The 18,544-nt window shown below is 50.3% G+C and carries 20 protein-coding genes; 17 read left to right on the forward strand and 3 right to left on the reverse strand.

From position 1 onward, the window contains the following. The first annotated feature begins 675 nt into the window (after positions 1 to 675). The 15 genes from rpsD to treS all read left to right on the forward strand — a co-directional run bounded on the left by rpsD (position 676) and on the right by treS (position 14,514). Positions 676 to 1,278: a 30S ribosomal protein S4 gene (rpsD, locus tag Pelsub_RS12425; protein ID WP_116223425.1), complete on the forward strand. Its 603-nt coding sequence runs from the start codon at positions 676 to 678 to the stop codon at positions 1,276 to 1,278. A gap of 164 nt (positions 1,279 to 1,442) precedes the next feature. Next, a complete protein-coding gene (gene atpD / locus Pelsub_RS12430; RefSeq protein ID WP_116223424.1) occupies positions 1,443 to 2,864 on the forward strand; it encodes a F0F1 ATP synthase subunit beta in 1,422 nt (473 codons plus the stop codon). A 4-nt stretch (positions 2,865 to 2,868) separates the two neighbouring features. Further along, on the forward strand, positions 2,869 to 3,141 hold the full coding sequence (locus Pelsub_RS12435) for a F0F1 ATP synthase subunit epsilon (RefSeq protein ID WP_116223423.1): 273 nt from the start codon (positions 2,869 to 2,871) through the stop codon (positions 3,139 to 3,141). 17 nt (positions 3,142 to 3,158) lie between these two features. Beyond that, positions 3,159 to 3,473 carry a hypothetical protein gene (locus tag Pelsub_RS12440; protein WP_116223422.1) on the forward strand — a complete coding sequence of 105 codons (315 nt, stop codon included), beginning with the start codon at positions 3,159 to 3,161 and terminating at the stop codon, positions 3,471 to 3,473. 1 nt (position 3,474) lies between these two features. After that, positions 3,475 to 4,116 carry a F0F1 ATP synthase subunit A gene (gene atpB, locus Pelsub_RS12445; RefSeq protein WP_116223421.1) on the forward strand — a complete coding sequence of 214 codons (642 nt, stop codon included), beginning with the start codon at positions 3,475 to 3,477 and terminating at the stop codon, positions 4,114 to 4,116. Between the two features lie 24 nt (positions 4,117 to 4,140). Beyond that, complete coding sequence (gene atpE, locus Pelsub_RS12450; RefSeq protein ID WP_116223420.1) at positions 4,141 to 4,413, forward strand: ATP synthase F0 subunit C; 273 nt, start codon at positions 4,141 to 4,143, stop codon at positions 4,411 to 4,413. 3 nt (positions 4,414 to 4,416) lie between these two features. After that, positions 4,417 to 5,205, forward strand: a complete 789-nt coding sequence (locus Pelsub_RS12455) for a F0F1 ATP synthase subunit delta (protein WP_116223419.1) — start codon at positions 4,417 to 4,419, stop codon at positions 5,203 to 5,205. Beyond that, positions 5,205 to 6,863, forward strand: coding sequence for a F0F1 ATP synthase subunit alpha (locus Pelsub_RS12460; RefSeq protein WP_116223418.1), 1,659 nt, complete (start codon positions 5,205 to 5,207; stop codon positions 6,861 to 6,863). Before Pelsub_RS12455 ends, Pelsub_RS12460 begins: the two co-directional genes overlap by 1 nt. Then, positions 6,856 to 7,179 (forward strand): cyclic-di-AMP receptor, encoded by a 324-nt coding sequence (locus tag Pelsub_RS12465; RefSeq protein ID WP_116223417.1) that lies wholly within the window; start codon positions 6,856 to 6,858, stop codon positions 7,177 to 7,179. Before Pelsub_RS12460 ends, Pelsub_RS12465 begins: the two co-directional genes overlap by 8 nt. Before the next feature lie 15 nt (positions 7,180 to 7,194). Next, positions 7,195 to 8,028, forward strand: coding sequence for a F0F1 ATP synthase subunit gamma (locus tag Pelsub_RS12470; protein WP_116223416.1), 834 nt, complete (start codon positions 7,195 to 7,197; stop codon positions 8,026 to 8,028). A 92-nt stretch (positions 8,029 to 8,120) separates the two neighbouring features. Continuing rightward, the gene (locus Pelsub_RS12475) at positions 8,121 to 9,155 is read left to right on the forward strand and encodes a LacI family DNA-binding transcriptional regulator (protein ID WP_116223415.1); all 1,035 of its coding nucleotides are present in this window, start codon (positions 8,121 to 8,123) and stop codon (positions 9,153 to 9,155) included. A 77-nt stretch (positions 9,156 to 9,232) separates the two neighbouring features. Next, on the forward strand, positions 9,233 to 10,594 hold the full coding sequence (locus Pelsub_RS12480; RefSeq protein ID WP_116223414.1) for an ABC transporter substrate-binding protein: 1,362 nt from the start codon (positions 9,233 to 9,235) through the stop codon (positions 10,592 to 10,594). Between the two features lie 116 nt (positions 10,595 to 10,710). Further along, entirely contained in the window at positions 10,711 to 11,634 is a 924-nt protein-coding gene (locus Pelsub_RS12485; RefSeq protein WP_198418356.1) for a carbohydrate ABC transporter permease, read from the forward strand. After that, entirely contained in the window at positions 11,631 to 12,818 is a 1,188-nt protein-coding gene (locus Pelsub_RS12490) for an ABC transporter permease subunit (protein WP_162844803.1), read from the forward strand. Before Pelsub_RS12485 ends, Pelsub_RS12490 begins: the two co-directional genes overlap by 4 nt. Before the next feature lie 76 nt (positions 12,819 to 12,894). Then, positions 12,895 to 14,514: a maltose alpha-D-glucosyltransferase gene (treS, locus tag Pelsub_RS12495; RefSeq protein WP_116223413.1), complete on the forward strand. Its 1,620-nt coding sequence runs from the start codon at positions 12,895 to 12,897 to the stop codon at positions 14,512 to 14,514. Here treS and Pelsub_RS12500 read toward each other — a convergent pair. Genes Pelsub_RS12500 through udk form a run of 3 tightly spaced genes read right to left on the reverse strand, consistent with a single transcriptional unit; the run spans position 14,511 to position 17,085 of the window. Further along, positions 14,511 to 15,875: a M20/M25/M40 family metallo-hydrolase gene (locus Pelsub_RS12500; RefSeq protein WP_116223412.1), complete on the reverse strand. Its 1,365-nt coding sequence runs from the start codon at positions 15,873 to 15,875 to the stop codon at positions 14,511 to 14,513. The two genes, treS and Pelsub_RS12500, sit on opposite strands and share 4 nt — an antisense overlap. A 25-nt stretch (positions 15,876 to 15,900) precedes the next feature. Further along, positions 15,901 to 16,443, reverse strand: coding sequence for a VTT domain-containing protein (locus tag Pelsub_RS12505; protein ID WP_116223411.1), 543 nt, complete (start codon positions 16,441 to 16,443; stop codon positions 15,901 to 15,903). Positions 16,444 to 16,449: 6 nt separating this feature from the next. Further along, a complete protein-coding gene (udk, locus tag Pelsub_RS12510; RefSeq protein ID WP_116223410.1) occupies positions 16,450 to 17,085 on the reverse strand; it encodes a uridine kinase in 636 nt (211 codons plus the stop codon). 56 nt (positions 17,086 to 17,141) lie between these two features. On the opposite strand from udk, the gene Pelsub_RS12515 reads away from it, so the two are divergent. Both Pelsub_RS12515 and Pelsub_RS15805 read left to right on the forward strand, forming a co-directional pair. Then, a complete protein-coding gene (locus Pelsub_RS12515) occupies positions 17,142 to 17,387 on the forward strand; it encodes a MoaD/ThiS family protein (protein ID WP_116223409.1) in 246 nt (81 codons plus the stop codon). A gap of 5 nt (positions 17,388 to 17,392) precedes the next feature. After that, entirely contained in the window at positions 17,393 to 18,280 is an 888-nt protein-coding gene (locus Pelsub_RS15805; protein ID WP_194073868.1) for a hypothetical protein, read from the forward strand. Positions 18,281 to 18,544: the final 264 nt, after the last annotated feature.

An 18,544-nucleotide genomic window follows, 5' to 3' on the forward strand; every position in this document is an offset into this window, starting at 1 on the left:
GCTCTTCTCCCTCCCTATTTTGACGAAGTCAAAATGGGGAGGGGCGGGGTGGGGCGGGACGAAGCCGGAATGGGGAGGGGCGCAGGAGAGGGGCAATACGAAGTCAAAATGGAGAGGGGTTAGGGTGGAGCTAGGGCCGGAACGGGTACGTCATCCTGGGATGGGGCAGCGAGATGGGAGCTATAGAGCTTTTTGCAGAAGCACGAAGTAGAGATACCCAAATCATCACTCGAATAAATATATGGCAATCTTTTCTCCCTCCCTATTCTGGTAAAGCCGGAATGGGAACTTTACAAGTTCTTCTCCCTCCCTATTTTGACGAAGTCAAAATGGGGAGGGGCGGGGTGGGGCGGGACGAAGCCGGAATGGGGAGGGGCGGGGAGGGGCAGAACGCAGTCAAAATGGGGAGGATCGGAGAGGGGCCAGGGCCGGGGTGAGGCTGATCCTTTTCAAATTTCTTTTTCCCGAAAAGCTCTTTGATTAAAATCACTTTTTTTTAATTTTTCGTGTTTTTCGTGGTTTGCATGTTTGAATATTTCGTTGTTCAATTCTCCTAATATTTATCATTTATATAATACATATCTTGCTTTTTCGACCAAATTCCGCTATACTAGGCCACCTAAACCAATACCATTTTCCGCTGAAATAGCGGTGCAAAAAAAGAAGGTGTAATCGATGAGTTATCACGGTCCAAAAGCCCGGCTCGCCCGCCGGTTCGGGGTGTCATGGACGCCCAAAGGAGACAAGATTCTAGCCCGCCGGCCCAATCCGCCCGGGCAGCACGGCCCCGACATGCGGAGCGGACGCGAATCGGTCTATAAGAAACAATTGACTCAGAAGCAGTTGCTGCGCGCCCAATACAACATCCGCGAAAAGCAGATGCGCAACTACTTCCTCAAGGCCCTGAAAAGCCGCGGCAATTATGATGAACAGCTCATTCAACTGCTTGAAACCCGCCTGGACGCACTGGTGCTGCGCGCCGGCTTCGCCCAAACCATCTATGCCGCGCGCCAATACGTCAACCATGGCCACGTGCTGGTCAACGACCGGCGCGTCACCTATCCATCCTACTCGGTCAAACCCGGCGACCGCATCAGCATCAAACAGAAGTCCCAGGCATCCCTGCGCGAGCAGATCATCAATCCGCCCGCGGCCATCCCGGCCTACCTGGAATCCTCTCAGGAGAATTTCAGCGCGCAGCTGCTGCGCCTGCCCGCCACTCATGAGGTGCCGGTTCTGGGTGATGTCCGTCAGGTGATCGAGTTTTACTCACGTTAAAAGCGAAAATCGGCCAAATTGCTAATAAAATTGCCGGGAAATCGATAAGTTTGTAATAAATGTATTAATACGCCTCCCCGGGCATCCATTTCGATAGAAAAGAAAACCGTATTTGTTATACTAAACAAGAACGGTTTTTCTATTTAATTAAGGAGTTCTAATTTGTGAATGTTGGTTACCTGGATAAAGTAATGGGTGTTGTGATTGATGCAGTTTTTCCGGATGGTGTTTTGCCGGGCATCCACAACGCTTTAATCATCCGTCCCCCTGAAGCCCCTGTTCTAACCTTCGAAGTACAAGAACACATCAATTCCAAGACAGTACGCGCCATCGCCCTTGGGTTAACCAATGGGCTGCGCCGCGGTATGGAAGTGATTGATACCGACCAGCCTATCTCCGTGCCGGTTGGCCGTGAGACGCTCGGTCGTATGTTTGATGTGCTGGGCAACCCAATCGACAACCTGCCCGCTCCTCAAACCAGCCAGCGGCACCCCATCCACGTAACTTCACCCTCCCTGGCCACCCAAAAAATGGTCAATGAACCCTACATCACCGGCGTCAAAGTCCTGGATTTGTTGATGCCCTTCCCCAAAGGCGGCAAGGTGGGTTTGATCGGCGGTGCCGGTGTGGGCAAGACCGTCCTGATGATCGAGTTGATGCGCAACACCATCCGCGAACATTCCGGCATCGTCCTGTTCGCCGGCGTGGGCGAGCGCAGCCGTGAAGGCAACGACTTGTGGCTGGACATGAAATCCAGCGGTGTGATCGACAACGCCATCCTGGTCTTTGGCCAGATGAACGAGCCGCCCGGCGCGCGCATGCGCGTCCCGCTGACCGCTCTCACCATGGCGGAATACTTCCGCGACCATGAAAGCCGCTCCGTGCTGGTCTTCATCGACAACATCTTCCGGTATATTCAAGCCGGTTCCGAGGTATCCGCCCTGCTTGGCCGCCTGCCTTCCGCGGTAGGTTACCAGCCCACCCTGGAAAGTGAGATGGGTGAGCTGCAGGAACGCATCACCACCACCAGCAACGGCAGCGTCACTTCCATCCAGGCCGTGTATGTACCGGCAGATGACCTGACCGACCCGGCCGTAACCGCCACTTTCGCGCATTTGGATGCCACCTGTGTGCTCTCCCGCCGGCTGGCCGGACTGGGCTTTTACCCGGCTATTGACCCGCTGCAATCCAACAGCTCACTGATGAACCCCAGTGCCATCGGCAGCCGCCACTTTACCATCGCCAACCGCGTGCGTTCCTCCCTGGCCCGTTATGAAGAGCTGCAGGATGTCATCGCCATTTTGGGTATGGACGAACTGAGCGAAGATGACCAGCTGCTTGTGCAGCGCGCCCGCCGCGTCCAAAAATTCCTGACCCAGCCATTCTTCGTTTCCGAGCCGTATACCGGCCTGGAGGGGCGTTTCGTAACCCTGGAAGATACGCTCAGCGGGTTTGAGCAAATTCTCAATGGAGAAATGGACGCATACCCGGAACAAGCCTTCTACATGGTCGGTAGTATTCAAGAAGTAAAGCAAAAAGCAGAGCAAATGGCACAGGAAAGAGAGACCGAAAGGGAAAGCGGATAGGTCTATGCGCCTGTTGATTACCAGCCCGGAAGGGGTATTGGTGGATGTCGATGGCGTGGATTGGGTCAATATTCATCTCGTTGACGGCGCCCCCATCAGCATCTACCACAATCACGCGCCGCTGGTTGCCCTGCATGCACAGTGCGTTTTAAAATATCGCGTCGCTGATGAAGTTTTCGAACAACCCGTCACGCAGGGAGTATTATCCATCGCAAACAACACCATTAAATGCATGGTAGAGGGTAATCCGCCCGATTCTACCGGTAAAATTAAATAAAAAGAGAAGAAAAAGGGATGAAACCAATTCTGAATGCAATCTACGAAAATATGTATTTCTGGGCTGTAGTAGGCGGGTTGTTAGCCTACGGTTTTATTCTGCTGCAAAAACGCTCGGTGGAGCACATCGATCCCGGCCAAACGCAAAAAGTCCTTTCACAAACCATGGCACAGTCGGCGCTGCGGGTGGTTCTTTCCGTAGGCGTTCTGTTTCTCGCTTTCAAAACAGGATTGAGAAACGGACTGGCTTGTCTGATTATTTACATTCTTATCCGCTGGATTTGGATGTTTGCCTATTTACATAAGTTAAAGAAAGAAAAAGAAAAGGAATAGCATGGAATCAGTTACGCCCCAGGTTGTCTTTACTTTGTTTGGCCTGCCGGTGCGCAGCACCGTCCTGGCCACCTGGGTAGCAATGGGGTTGATCATCCTGGTTGTTCTCATCCTGGATAAAACGAAACCGCATCTCCTGGAGAATTTCGTTGAATTCATCAGCAATATGATTGCCGGGGTTATGAACCTCAAGAATGTGGAAAGATATTTACCGGTATTGGGAACCTTAATCATCTTCATCTCTGTTGCGAATACTTTGGGTGCCCTTCCGCTGTTGACTTCGCCTACCAGCGATATCAATACCACCATCGCCCTGTCGTTAGTCGTTTTCTTTGCAGTGCATATCTACGGCATCCGTGCAAATGGATTCTTCAGGTATACCAAAAATTTTGCTTCTCCGATTTTTCTGCTCCCCTTGGAAATAATCGGCCAGGTAAGTCGGGCCGTTTCGCTTGCGCTGCGTTTGTTTGGTAACATATTAAGTGGTGAATTGATCGTTGCCATCGTTTTCAGTTTGATCCCTGTCTTTGTTCCCCTGCCATTGATGGGCCTGAGTTTATTAATCGGTATCTTGCAGGCTTATGTCTTTACTGCGCTCTCTTCGGTTTACATCTCCACTGCCGTTGAAATCTCGGATAATTAATAACCAATAAGAAAGGATTTTTTTATGAATACACTTGAACCACAATTGCAAATTACGATTGTGACCATTATCGTTACCGGAGTTGGAATTGTTTTGGGCACTGTTGTCCCCGCTTGGGTGGAAGGCAAAGCCGTCCTCAAAGCGCTGGAGGGCATTACCCGCCAACCGGAATCCGCCAATGACCTTCGTACGACATTGTTGATTTCAATGGCGCTGCTGGAATCGACCGCCATTTATGTGTTGTTAGTGATGTTGATTCTATTATTTGCTAACCCGCTGCTCGACAGGTTCTTTTAAATCATGCTTGAAATTGATCTGGTGACTATTCTTTTTCAAATCATCAATTTTGTTGTTTTAGCTGCCGCGCTGTATTTCCTTCTATTTAAACGCATGATCAAAAAAGCCGATCAGCGTAAACAGGAGGCTGAAGTTGTTCGGCAGGAATCATTGCAAAATTTGGAGGAATCCAAGAAGCTGCGCGTTGAAGCGGAGGATTATCTGAGCAATATCAGCCAAAAGGTTGACGAACATATCGAGAAAGCCAAGCAGGAAATCGAACAGCACCGTGAGCAAGTCCTGCAGTTGACCAAGGAAGAAGCGGAGGAAATCTACAAGCAGCGCAAAGAAGACTCCATCCGCACGCAAAAGCGTACGGTCGAGAAATTCCGCAAAAAGATCCTGGATACGATTGTTGAGGTTTCCCAGCAGACGTTGCAGCTGACCACCCCGGACGAAATCCACCATCTGCTGATCAAGCAAATGAATGAACGCGTTTGGGATTTGGGTAAAAGCGAGATGCGCCGCGTGGAAACCATCCGTAAATCGCTGGCCGACCGCGAACCGATTTTGGAAATTCACACGGCCAAACCGCTGACGCGCGAGGAAAAAGCCCAGGCCATTCGGACCTTCTCAGCGCTGGCAGACAAGAACGTTAAACTTGAGTTGGATACCGACCCTGACCTGGTTGCCGGTCTGCGTGTCCGTTTAGGCGATTTCATCGTCGATAATTCACTCGCCACCAAATTAAACGAAATCAGCGAAAATACTCTGCAGCAGCTTTCTGATAAATTGGATAAGCTGGAAATCTGATGAATATTAACGTTGAGCCGAAATTCACCAGCCTGGAATCTTACCTGAACGAGCTGGTTGATTTCCCGGCCTTTGAAAAAGAAGTAAAAAACCGCTTAGGTGAGACTGATTTACCGCGTCTGGACGAAGATACCAGCGATAAGCTGGTGCAGCAGTTGTTATCCACTTTTCAGCAAACCTGTGAGAACTACACCAGCCATGTAACCTTTGAAGAGATCGGCACAGTGCAGCATGTCGGCAATGGTGTTGCCAATCTCTCCGGCCTTTCCAATGTGGGCGTAGACGAATTGGTGAATTTTCCCAATGGCGTTGATGGATTGGTCTTAAATCTGGAATCCGATTCAATCGACGTGATCCTGTTGGGTGAGGAAACCGGCATTCACGGCGGTGACCGCGTGACTTCACGCCGGGAACGCATCCGTGTGCCTGTTGGTCCCGACCTGTTAGGCCGTGTGATCAATCCCTTGGGTGCGCCCCTGGATGACCTGCCTGAGATCCAGCCTGTTGATATGGAATTGCTGGAAAAGCCGGCTCCCGGGATCATCGAGCGCAGCCCGGTCAATGAACCGCTTCAAACCGGCAACAAAATGATCGATGCCCTATTCTCGGTTGGTCGCGGTCAGCGCGAGCTGATTGTCGGCGACCGCCAAATCGGCAAGACCACCCTGGCGGTGGACACAATTCTTAATCAGAAAAACAGCAATGTAGTCTGCATTTATGTATCTATTGGTCAAAAGAAGTCATCGGTATTATCGGTTATCAATACCTTAAAAACCCGCGGCGCTATGGAATATTCCGTGGTTGTCATTGCCAGCCCGGATGATCCGCCTGCTTTACGGTACCTCGCGCCTTTTGCCGGCTGCACCATGGGAGAATATTTCCTGCAGCAGGGTCGTGATGTGCTGATTGTCTACGATGACCTGGGTAAACACGCCGACGCCTACCGTGAAATCAGCCTCCTTCTGCGCCGCCCGCCTGGCCGCGAAGCATACCCCGGCGACATCTTCTATCTGCATTCGCGCCTTCTGGAAAGGGCTTGCAAGCTGAGCGAAGAACAGGGCGGTGGTTCATTGACCGCCTTGCCTATCATCCCGCTGCAGCAGAGTAACCTGGCCGCATATATCCCCACCAACCTGATATCCATTTGCGACGGCCAGATTGTCCTCAACACAGAGAAATTTAACCGCGGATTGAAACCCGCCGTTGATATTGGCCTGTCAGTATCCCGTGTGGGCAGTTCCGCCCAATCCAAAGCCATGCGTTCGGTTTCTGAAGAGTTGAAGCTTGAGTTAAGCCAATTCGAAGAAGTGGAACAGTTCACCCGCTTCGGCACGGAAATCGACGAAGCGACCCTCAATCAGATTCAGCGCGGGCAGCGGCTCCAATTGATTCTGGCCCAACCCAATAATAAACCGCTCACGCTGGCCGAGGAAGTCATCATCCTCACTGCCGGCATCCACGGCTATTTGGATGCGGTTGATTTAAGCCAAATTGGCCGCTTTGAAGACGATCTATTGTCCTGGTTTAAGCGTCATCATTCTGATATGATGAATAAAATCAATCACGAGAAAACGATCAACGATATCCGTGATGAAATACTAAATCTAATTCATAAATTTACAGAAATCTGGACTTCAGGAGAGTTATCGGATGGATAAAATGGTCATGGTTGTGATTCCGCGGGATGAGGCGGAAATGGTACTGGATGCGCTTATATCGGCGGGTTACACAGCCACGTTCATGGAAACGAAAGGCGGCATGCTGCGTCAGTCGCAATACACCCTCTTTATTGCGGTAAAAAACGCGGACCTAAATAAAGTCTGTGAGATCATCAAAGAGAATTGCACGGTACAGATCAGCAATATGAATGCGGATTTGGAACGCGAAGAAATGCTGACGGACGAAACGCTCTCCGGGAAAATCGGCGGAGCAATCCTCTTCATCTGGAATTTACATAAGGTCGAGATTTACTAACAGAATTTTTGGTTAATGGAAAAAAATTACCACTTTATTAAGCAGCGCCTTGAAAACCTCAAGACGATCAAACCCATGCTGATGTCTTTGCGCACCATTTCGCTTTCCAGTTGGAGGCTTTCATTAAAAAGGCTGGAAAATCTGGAAAGCTACCGGCGTGACCTGACTTCGGTTGCTGCGCAGGTCGGTGCTCTGCCCACCGCCCAACCCAATGAAGAAAAAGTAGATTCCTGTCTGATAATCCTGGGCAGTACGCGCGGGCTTTGCGGCGGGTTCAACCGCGACCTGCTCGCGTACTTTGAAGAACATCCCGCCGAATTGGAAGGGACCACCGAGATCATTCTATTTGGTGAAAAGATGGCGAAATTATTTTCGCGCAATCACATCGCCTACCAACGCACAATCGAATACCCAAAAATTAACCGGATCGATTTCCAATTTATCGCTCAACTCATAGCAAATCTATCCTGCGATAACAAACCCCTCCGCATTCTTTACAATACCTATCATGGTTCAGGTCAATACCAGCCGTCATTGCGGTTGGTGAATTGGATTCATAACAGCGCGCCAAAACCAGCCGCAACCGGCCAGAATCTGATCTTTGACACCGAGCCGTCAACCATTTCGGAGTACCTCTCACGCCAAATCAACCTGATGGAAATATATGAAAGCCTGCTGTCCTCCCTGGCCGCCGAGCATTCTTTTCGTTTCCAGCTCATGGAAAATGCCATCTCCAATACCGACAAACTGATTCAGGAACTTGGCCTGATGGTACAGGTCGAGAGACAGAAAAAGATCACCAGTGAGATGCGCGAGCTCTCCATCAGCGCCGGTTTGCTCGATCGTTAGTCTTTATTCCCCTCAATTTCCTTAAAAATTCTTGACTTCAGCTTTTATATTTGCTACTATATTGCTAAAGCGTATTAGCAAAGCGCATTAGCATGATTAAAAGAATAACCGCCCAAGACGTGGCCAAAGCCGCTGGAGTTTCTCCGACCACCGTTTCCTTCGTACTCAATAATATTGAGGGAATGAGAATCAGCAAGGAAACACGTGATCGCGTCTTGGAGGTTGCGAAATCACTCAATTACCATCCCGATTCCTCTGCGCAAAAAATGGCCCGCGGAAAAACTTCCGTGATTGGCCTGGTACTGCGCCAAAATCCCGAAAAAGCTTATGCCGACCTGTTCATTCAGGATGTTATGCAGGGCATCAGCAGTGTTATCCGCGAAAACGGATACCAATTGCTCTTCATCCCGCTCCCCCCTGAAGATAAAGAGAGCAGCTACAGTAAATTGATTAACGAACGTCACGTGGACGGGTTGATTGTTTCCGGCCCGACTGAGGATGATTATGAGCTGGTGGATGCTTTCAGGGAAGGCGCCAAGATAGTCCTCATGGGTAAAATTCCCGGTTCCAATATTCCCTTCATCGATATCGATAATATTAAAGGGGCCGAAATCGCCACTTCCCATCTGGTTTCATTAGGCCACAAAGATATAGCAATCATCACCAACGCACCTGATAACTACGACAGTAGTAAGGACCGCTTTGAAGGGTATCGTCAGGTGCTGAAGAAAAACAAAATTACCTTGAACGACGAATGGGTCTTCTGGGGAGATCGTACGCCCGAATCCGGGTACGAAGCCATGAGCAAGCTATTATCGCGCAAACCGCTTCCATCGGCTGTCTTCATCGCTTCCGATACCGTTGCCCTGGGTGCGTTGAATGCTTGTTACGAGAAAAATATCCGCGTACCTGATGATTTAGCCATTGTCGGTTTCGATGATATTGCGTTGTCCAGATATGTAATTCCCCCTCTGACAACCGTTCATTTACCCGCGTATAGCCTGGGCTTGGGTGCCGCCAGTATGTTAATTCAACAGTTAAATGACGAATTCATTGAAAGCAACGAAATCATCCTGCAAACAAAATTAGTCATTCGTGAGTCTAGTGGGAAAAACATCAAACCTTAATTTTAACGAGGAGGTGATTAGGGAAATATTACAGGTTCTTTTTTAGAAAAACCATCTAATAAAAAGAGGAGAAAAAAATGAAAAAAAGATTTTGGTTAATTACTTCCATTGTGGTCATTTTGGCATTAGCTCTCGCAGCCTGCCAGACCGCTGCAGCTACTGAAGCAGCTGCCATGGAAGAAGCGCCCGCAATGGAAGAAGCCGCTCCCGCTGAGGAAGCTGCTCCTGCAGAAGAAGCCGCTATGGCTGATGCGATCGATTGCACCGGCGTTACCGCTGGCGATACGATCACGATGCTGTATCAATGGTCTGGTGCAGAAGAAGAGAGATTGAATGAAATTCTGCAGCCCTTCGTGGATGCTTGCGGCGTTGTCGTTGCTCCCGAATCCACCCGCGACCAGGCTTTACTGGATACCAAAGTACAGGCCGGCACCCCGCCGGATGTGGCCTTCTGGAACGTAGCCCAATTGGTTCAGTACAAAGATACATTGAAGACAATGGACGAATTAGGCGCGCACGGCGACAACTATGCCGCTTTCTTCAAGGATCCCGGTACAGTGGATGGAAAATGGTTAGGTCTGCCCATCAAAGCGGACATCAAAACCATCATTTGGTACAGCCCGGCAGTCTTCGCAGCCAAAGGCTACACCGTTCCCACCACTTGGGACGAATTGGATGCATTGGTTGAGCAGATGGTCGCCAACGGCGATGTGCCCTGGAGTATGGGTATGGAATCCGGCGACGCCACTGGTTGGACCGGTTCGGACTTCATCCAGGATATTATGCTGGTTCAACAAGGTCCGCAATACGTACTGGATTTGATTGCGGGTACCGTATCCTATGACGATGCCGGTGTAAAACAAGCTTATGAAACCTACGGCAAATGGGCCATGGATCCTGTCTACACCGTTGATGGTGCGCAGGGTACCCTCTCCACCAACTTCAATGACGCGATCTTCAAAGTATTCGCGGATCCGCCAGAAGCTATGATGGTCAAGCAGTCCGGTTTCGCCGGCGGCAATGTTGCCACGCAGTATCCCGATCTGGTCTATGGTACCGACTACGATTTCTTCCCGGTACCCGGAGCGCAGGGTCTGCAGGGTGGTGCTGACTGGTTGATGGCTTTCAGCGATAGCCCCGCTGTCAAAGCGTTGGTGGCATATCTGTCCTCCACCGAGGGCGGCGCCAATTGGGCCAAGGCCAGCTTTGACCTGTCCCCCAACAAAGGTGCCAATGGCAACTATGTTGATCCCGCTTTGATCAAGAAGGGCGATGCGTTGGCCAATACCAAGGGCTTTACCCCCGATATCGGCGACACCATCCCCGGTGGTTTTGGTTCAGCAGAATTCAAGGGCATCTCTGATTACGTAAATGGCGGAGATCTCGATACCATTCTGAGCGGCCTGGCAGTAGTTCAAGCTGAAGGTTTAGCACAATAACGTCAATAAATAGGGGGTGCCGATATATATATCGGCACCCCTCTCTTGTTTCCATTCATCTACTTCGCCATTATTTTATATAATCTTTTTAAGTGTTATCAAGGAAGGGAGAAGAAATGAGTAAAAACGTCCCCGGCATCATGCGCCAAAAGCCGATTACCCCCTGGCTTTACCTGGTACCCTCGTTGATCGTTATGTTTACCTTCATTGTGTATCCCGGCGTGAATACTTTTTATCTCAGTTTGCGCAATGCGGATAATACCGCCTGGGCCAGCACTGCCTGCAAAGCTGGAGAATCTTGTTGGGGGATCTTTGAAAATTACCACTACGCCATCACCTCCGAAATCATGCAGACAGCTTTTCTCAATAATATAAAATGGATCCTGATTATGGTAACCGGTACGGTTGCGTTGGGCTTGCTCATCGCGGTCTTGGCCGATCGTGTCCGCTACGAATCCGTCGCCAAGTCCCTCATCTTCCTGCCTATGGCCATCTCCTTTGTGGGTGCCGGTGTAATCTGGAAATTCATGTACAACTATGAAAGCGGAACCAATCAGATTGGCTTATTAAACGCCATCATAACGGCCCTGGGAGGTCAGCCGGTTTCCTGGCTGACGGAACCACAGATCAACACCATTGCCTTAATTGTGGTTGGCATTTGGATGTGGACTGGTTTCTGTATGACCATTCTGGCTGCCGGCCTGAGGGGCGTTCCCGAAGAAATCCTCGAAGCCGCCCGCGTAGACGGCGCCAATGAATGGATGGTCTTCTGGAAGATTATGATCCCGCAGATCCTGCCGACCATCACGGTCGTCATCACCACCATGGTGATCAACGTCCTCAAGATCTTCGATATTGTCTATGTCATGACAGGCGGCAATTACGGTACCGAAGTCATCGCCAACCGCCTCTATACTGAAATGTACAAGAGTTACCAACCCGGCCGCGCATCCGCGATTGCCGTGGTGCTGATCCTGGTCATTATCCCAGCCATGATTATGAATATTCGCAGGTTCAATGAACAGGAGGCAACCCGATGAATCCCTTCACTCGCTTTTGGAATTGGATAAAGAGCCTGCCCGTTCACATTATTCTGATTGGCTTATGTATCATTTGGCTGGTTCCCTCCCTGGGGCTGCTGGTGACATCCTTTCGGCCGGTTCAGGATATTAATGAGACGGGCTGGTGGACGGTTTTCGCCAAACCCAAGGGGTTTGAGGAATTCAAGACCTATTGCGCCTCCTGTCACGGGGAAGACGGTACGGCCATTGCCACAGCCGATCTGACCGATCCCGATCTGGTTCAAAACTACCGCCGCTCTTTCAACCTGCTCAGCTCCCTGGAGCGGGATATTGATGGACAGCCGCACATGGGGGACATTTCTGTGCCGGATGAACAAACCGCTGCAACTATCGCCGCGTATATGCGCCGTATTTCCGGCATTGAAGCCCGGCCGAAATTCACGTTGAGCAACTATATCGATGCCTTTGTTGGCTACCGCGGCAATAAATCATACCAACAGGATTGTGCGGATGGAACACAGGCGGTGGATTTGCACTGCGATGTCCGTGATTTGACCAACCCGCGCGGAATGGGCCGCGCCTTCCTCAACAGTTTATTTGTCTCCATCCCCTCAACCATCCTGCCTATTCTCTTCGCGGCTTTCGCGGCTTATGCCTTCTCCTGGATGGATTTCAAAGGCCGCCAGTGGATGTTTGCCTTGCTTGTGGGCTTGCAGGTGGTTCCGCTGCAAATGACCCTCATTCCCATCTCGCGCCTATACGCACAGGTGGGTCTGAACGGCACCTTCCTGGGTATCTGGCTCTTCCATACCGGTTTTGGTCTGCCCTACGCCATCTATCTGATGCGCAACTTTATGGGCAGCCTGCCGCGCGAGATTTTTGAGTCTGCCTATCTGGACGGCGCTTCACACTGGACAGCTTTTTATCGCCTGGCAATTCCGCTTTCCGTTCCGGCTATTGCCTCGCTGGCCATTTTCCAATTCCTGTGGATTTGGAACGATTTGTTGGTGGCTTTGGTATTCCTGGGTGGTCAGCACCCTGTCCTTACCTATCAAATCGGGAACATGGTCACCTCGCTCGGCAGCGGCTGGCACCTGTTGACGGCGGCTGCCTTTATCTCCATGGCACTGCCGATGCTGGTGTTCCTCTTCCTGCAGCGCTACTTCGTGCGCGGTCTTCTGGCCGGATCAGTAAAAGGATAGACAATCTCACACAAATCAGGCTAATCTTGGTATTATCAAGCGCCTTGATTAGCCTGATACGGATTTGGAGTAAGTTTTGGAAAAAAATCTTTGGTATAAAAATTTGGTATTTTATGAGGTACACACCCGCGCGTTCTTTGATTCCAACAATGATGGAATCGGTGATTTACGCGGACTAACCCAAAAACTGGATTATCTTAAACATTTAGGGGTGGATTGTATCTGGCTGTTGCCCATCTACCCCTCCCCCCTTAAAGATGATGGCTATGACATTTCGGATTTCTATAATGTCCATCCCGATTTAGGTACTTTGGATGATTTCAAAACTTTGGTCGAAGAAACGCACAAGCGCGGAATGCGTATCATCGCCGATCTGGTCGTTAACCACACCTCGGACCAGTGCGCCTGGTTTAAAGAAGCTGAATCCAATCCCGATTCTCCTTACCGCGATTATTATGTCTGGAGTGATACCGATCAGAAATACTCGGATGCCCGTATTATTTTCATCGATACCGAGCAGTCCAACTGGACTTGGAATGAAAAAGCCGGGAAATATTTCTGGCACCGTTTCTACGACTGCCAGCCCGACCTGAATTACGACAACCCGGCCGTGCGCGAGGAAATGAAATCCATCATGCGTTTCTGGCTGGACATGGGCATCGATGGTTTCCGCGCCGATGCGGTTCCTTACCTGATCGAGCGTGAAGGCACCAATTGCGAAAATTTACCGGAAACGCACGAATACCTCAAAGAGCTGCGCGCGTTGATCGACCGGGATTATCCCGATTGCATTCTTTTAGCGGAAGCCAATCAATGGCCGCAGGACCTGCGCCCTTATTTTGGGAATGGCGATGAATTTCACATGGCTTTTCGTTTCCCGCTCATGCCGCGTATCTACAAATCCATCGCGGCGGGGGATACCACCTCAATGATCAACATTCTTGAAAAGACTCCTGAGATACCCGAGAATTGCCAATGGTGCACTTTCCTGCGCAACCACGATGAGTTGACCGTGGAAATGGTTACGGAGGATGAACGGGAATTTCTGTGGAACTTTTACGCGCCTGAAGCGCGCATGCGCTTGAATCTGGGCATCCGCCGCCGTCTGGCGCCTTTGATGGGCGGCGATCCATACAAAATTGAGCTGCTGTATGCCTTGCTCTTCTCGCTGCCGGGTGCTCCTATCATTTATTTTGGGGACGAAATCGGCATGGGCGATAACATTTGGCTGAATGACCGTGATGGTGTACGTACCCCCATGCAGTGGTCCGCGGCAAAGAATGCGGGCTTCTCGGAACGGGAAGATGGCCGGCTTTTTCTGCCGGTCATTGACCAGGGTGATTACCGTTATCAGGTATTAAACGTGGAAAACCAAATGAAGGACGAGAATTCGCTCTTCAATCGGCTGCGCGGTTTGATCGCGCTGCGTAAGCAAAATGATATTTTCGATACCCAGGAAATGGAATTTCTCTTCCGTGAAAATAAAGGCTTGTTTGCGATTCTGCGCGGCAGCCGCAGGGACGGTTTAATTTGTGTCCACAATTTAACCGATACACCCCAGCCGGTTGACTTAAGTGGTTTCAATGTCCGGGTATTGACTCAATCGGCAAACCAATCATCAAGCTATATCAATACTGAAGACGGTACCCTGCTTTTGGAACCCTACGCATATGTCTGGTTCAAAATCAACAGCTAATCCTTTGTTTTCCCAAACTCCGATAATATTCGCGTGATGTGTTTGGCTGTTTTCAGGTACAAATCCAGCCGGATATTCTCATTGGGCGCGTGCGCCCGGCAGTCGGGATAGCCGATTCCTAAAGTCGCGATTGGAATGTGCAGCGCGTCCTGAATGATAGCGTTTGGCCCGGAACCGCCTGTCATGGGGACTATCTTCATGGGTTGTTCGTAGATCTCGCCCGACGTTTTTACCACCAGTTGAATGAAATCGTCGGCCGCGTCGGTCCGTGCCGGTGCGTCGCTGCTCAATACCGTAATGCGGATGTCTTCAAATCCATGCTTATCCAGATGTTCGCGTAGTTGCCGCAGCACCTTTTCCGGCCGTTGGTTGGGTACCAACCGGATATCGATCTTGGCGCTGGCTTTGGCCGGCACAATGGTTTTCGCGCCCTGCCCATGATAACCGGAGGACAATCCGCAAATGGTGCAGGTTGGCAGAAAAGCTTCTGCCACTGCCAGATCAACTCCGCCGCTGATGTTATTTAGAAATTCCTTGACGCCAAACCGTTTTTTATAGTCCGCCGCATTGTCGGGCAGTGCCGCCATAAAATCGATATCCTCCCGTCTGGGAGGCAGCACGTCATCATAAAATCCGGGCAAATTGATATGTTCGTCGCCCGATTTCAACGTGTTCAGCGCCCAAACCAGACGCCAGGCGGCATTTTGAATGATTGAACCGCCCGTGCCCGAATGCACGTCCCGTTTGGCTGTCTCAACTTCCAGCTCAACGTACAGGATGCCGCGCAGCCCCAGGAATTGCAGCGGCAGATCGTTGGCGTCCACTTCTCCAAATTCCCAGATGCAGGCGTCAGCCTGCAGCAATTCAGTATGCGCTTGCACGAATGGGCCGAAGTGTTCGGAGGTAGTCTCTTCTTCCCCTTCAATGATGAATTTCACGTTGCAGGGCAGCTCATTATTTTCCGCCAGCAGTGCGTCAATCGCCAGCAGCCGGTTGACGATATTGCCCTTGTTGTCGTTAGCGCCGCGGCCGAATACCCGTCCATCATTCCGTGATAATTCAAAAGGCGGTGTTTTCCACAAACGCAGCGGCTCGGCCGGCTGTACATCGTAATGGTTATAAAACAGGATGGTCTTATCGCTGCGGCCTTTGCGCTCCGCAATAATAATGGGCGCGCCGTCGTTCTCAAAACGTTGAATTTGGAAATTCCTTCTTTTGAAAAGTTCAACAACCAGATCGGCGCATTCCACCAATCCTTCCCGCCGGGCGGACACGCTGGGTTGAGCGACCAGCCGTGCAAGATCTGCCAGACTGGCGTCCATATTTAAGTCTATATATTTATCGATATTTTGAAAATTCATTGGGTACTGCCTGTTTAGATTTTGATCAGGGGAGTTCAAACAATTTGAGGATTGACGCTCCTGTATATGAAAAAACCAGCATTTTTAAGATCTTTCCGATCGAACACCATAAAAGGAAACGTCCGACCGGTAATTTCAACATGCCTGCTGCCATCCCTGCCAGGTCAAAGACCGGATTGGGAATGACTGCTAATACTAACACAACTACGTCGCCGTATTTGCGCATCAGTTCCACCATCCTGTCGTAGAACTCGCGCCGATCCAGGATGATCTGCCCGCTGAATCCGGCCAGATAGCCTGTCAGCTCGCCAATCGCGGCGCCGCTGCCGGCTGCTACCGCTACCCAAAAAGGGTTGAAAACGGCGCCCATGGCTGAAGTGAACACGACTCCGGGAATGGGAAAAATTAAAGTTGCGTTGGATAAAACAGAAACCAGGAAAATACCGGGATAGCCGTAATGGCCGAAATCCTGTACTTTATCTCGGTTGAGGATGAGCAGGAGTGTTAATAAAAAAACCAGAATCAGTATAAGGCCACGTGTTAAGAGCTTACGCGACTTCTCCTGCATTCCGGCTCAATCCATCTTCTGTAGTAGGGCCTCAATACGGGCAATGATCATATCCATAGCCACTTCATTCAGGCCGCCCTCGGGAATGATGACATGAGCATAGCGTTTGGAGGGTTCAACAAATTCAAGGTGCATCGGCCGCACAGTGGCCATGTATTGGTTCACCACCATGTCCGTGGTCCGGCCGCGTTCGGTGATGTCGCGTTCCAGGCGGCGGATGAAGCGGATATCCGCATCCGTATCCACAAAGATCTTTACGTCAAATAATTTCCGCAGCTCCGGCTCGGCAAAAATCAAAATGCCTTCTACCAGAATGACCGGGCGGGGTTCCACGCGAATGGTCTTTTCCGTGCGGGTGTGAATGCTGAAATCGTAAACAGGGATATCCACCGCTTCCCATTGCTTCAGGCGCAGGATGTGCGCGGTCATCAGTTCGGATTCCAAAGAATTAGGGTGATCGAAGTTGATTGCTGCGCGCTGTTCATAAGGCAGGTCATGCAGGTCGCGGTAATACGCGTCATGCGGCAGATATGCGATGCGCTGTTTGCCAACACGGTTCAGGATCACATTGGCTACCGTAGTCTTACCCGATCCGGTTCCGCCGGCAATTCCGATTACAATGGGGGATGAATTATCTGACATAAATGTGATTATACCTTACTGGTTTTTATGATGTTTTTGATACAATTAAGAGACCTATGAAAATTAAAGTCACCCTATATTATCATTTAAAAGAAAAAGCCGGAACCGGCAGCTTGGAAATAGATGTGCCGGAAAAGGCTACAATCAAAGACCTGAAAGGCATGCTCGAAGCCAGGTTTCCGGCACTGAGAACCCACTTGGATAATATTATGATCCTCATGGATAAAAAGATTGTGCTGGATGAAGACGTTCTCAAAGAGAACGCTGAAGTGGCTTTCCTAACACCAGTAGGTGGAGGTTAAATATAATGAAACGTAAACCTATCACGCAAGTTCTGGCTGTTTTATTGGCCTTGGTTATACTGACCGCATGCGGTGCGCCCGCAGCTGCCGCTGAACCGCCGCAGGAACAATCCGCGCCGGCCGCAGGCGAAGCGGCCGGAGAAGAAGCGCCGGCTGCGGAAACCGCTGCCAATCCCTGCGACAACATTTTCTATCCCATGACGCTCGATAATCAATGGGTCTATGATTTTGGCATGGAAGACACCGAAGGCACTGAAGAATCCTCAATGGCGTTTACCGTCTCTGAAAACAGCGGTTCTTCGGCAGTCTTGGCCGCCCTCAGTTACGACACCGGTATTGTCACGGAATCCGCTGTCCAATGCAGCGATCAGGCTATCCTCAACTTCCCCATGACCGAGTTGAAAATGGTGCTGGGTGAACTAGCCGGCAACATCGAGCTGCAATACCAGAGCGGCACCTTCATGCCCTCCGAGCAGGAATTCATCGCTAACAACTGGTCGATGGAGTGGGAGACCAATTACACCGCTTCGGGCAGCTTGCAGGCTTATTACGAAGGCGAAGAACTCTCCGCCGTGCTGGATAACAGCCCGGTTAAGATGAATTGGAAAGTCGCGGGAATCGGTGAAACCATGCAGGTGCCTGCCGGGAATTTCAGCGATTTGGTAAAAATGGAGCGCCAGATTTCGTTCGACGTTTCCAACTTGCAAACCAACATTCAGGGCAACGATGTCAATATTTCCACTACACTGACGGTCAATACCGAACTTTGGTACGCGCCCCACATCGGCCTGGTCAAGCAAAACGTCAACGGCATATCCATCAAACTCTACGGCATCAACTTCCCCGTGGAAGCCTACGGCTACGTGCAGTTATCGTCCTACACGATCAACTAAGCAGAAATGTTATAGAACCGTGAGCCTGTCGAAGGGTAGTAGAACCCTGAGCCTGTCAAAGGGTAGTAGAACCCTGAGCTTGTCGAAGGGTAGTAGAACCCTGAGCCTGTCGAAGGGTTCGAACCTTCAATAATCAAAGCCACCCATCAAACGGGTGGTTTTTTGTTTCAGACGTCACGTCTTCAACTCACTAAAGTGTTAATTAAAGGCAACCGTGGGCTTTGACAGGTTTAGCCACAGTTTTATTCAAATTCATTCAAGAAG

This window comes from Pelolinea submarina, from assembly GCF_003966975.1.
GTDB classification, from domain to species: domain Bacteria; phylum Chloroflexota; class Anaerolineae; order Anaerolineales; family Anaerolineaceae; genus Pelolinea; species Pelolinea submarina.

Bases quoted from the DNA above. Each gene is read 5' to 3' on its own strand.
- rpsD (WP_116223425.1), top strand. From the start codon at position 676: ATGAGTTATCACGGTCCAAAAGCCCGGCTCGCCCGCCGGTTCGGGGTG.
- Pelsub_RS12435 (WP_116223423.1), top strand. From the start codon at position 2,869: ATGCGCCTGTTGATTACCAGCCCGGAAGGGGTATTGGTGGATGTCGAT.
- Pelsub_RS12440 (WP_116223422.1), top strand. From the start codon at position 3,159: ATGAAACCAATTCTGAATGCAATCTACGAAAATATGTATTTCTGGGCT.
- atpB (WP_116223421.1), top strand. From the start codon at position 3,475: ATGGAATCAGTTACGCCCCAGGTTGTCTTTACTTTGTTTGGCCTGCCG.
- atpE (WP_116223420.1), top strand. From the start codon at position 4,141: ATGAATACACTTGAACCACAATTGCAAATTACGATTGTGACCATTATC.
- Pelsub_RS12455 (WP_116223419.1), top strand. From the start codon at position 4,417: ATGCTTGAAATTGATCTGGTGACTATTCTTTTTCAAATCATCAATTTT.
- Pelsub_RS12460 (WP_116223418.1), top strand. From the start codon at position 5,205: ATGAATATTAACGTTGAGCCGAAATTCACCAGCCTGGAATCTTACCTG.
- Pelsub_RS12465 (WP_116223417.1), top strand. From the start codon at position 6,856: ATGGATAAAATGGTCATGGTTGTGATTCCGCGGGATGAGGCGGAAATG.
- Pelsub_RS12470 (WP_116223416.1), top strand. From the start codon at position 7,195: ATGGAAAAAAATTACCACTTTATTAAGCAGCGCCTTGAAAACCTCAAG.
- Pelsub_RS12475 (WP_116223415.1), top strand. From the start codon at position 8,121: ATGATTAAAAGAATAACCGCCCAAGACGTGGCCAAAGCCGCTGGAGTT.
- Pelsub_RS12480 (WP_116223414.1), top strand. From the start codon at position 9,233: ATGAAAAAAAGATTTTGGTTAATTACTTCCATTGTGGTCATTTTGGCA.
- Pelsub_RS12485 (WP_198418356.1), top strand. From the start codon at position 10,711: ATGAGTAAAAACGTCCCCGGCATCATGCGCCAAAAGCCGATTACCCCC.
- Pelsub_RS12490 (WP_162844803.1), top strand. From the start codon at position 11,631: ATGAATCCCTTCACTCGCTTTTGGAATTGGATAAAGAGCCTGCCCGTT.
- Pelsub_RS12500 (WP_116223412.1), bottom strand. From the start codon at position 15,875: ATGAATTTTCAAAATATCGATAAATATATAGACTTAAATATGGACGCC.
- Pelsub_RS12505 (WP_116223411.1), bottom strand. From the start codon at position 16,443: ATGCAGGAGAAGTCGCGTAAGCTCTTAACACGTGGCCTTATACTGATT.
- udk (WP_116223410.1), bottom strand. From the start codon at position 17,085: ATGTCAGATAATTCATCCCCCATTGTAATCGGAATTGCCGGCGGAACC.
- Pelsub_RS12515 (WP_116223409.1), top strand. From the start codon at position 17,142: ATGAAAATTAAAGTCACCCTATATTATCATTTAAAAGAAAAAGCCGGA.
- Pelsub_RS15805 (WP_194073868.1), top strand. From the start codon at position 17,393: ATGAAACGTAAACCTATCACGCAAGTTCTGGCTGTTTTATTGGCCTTG.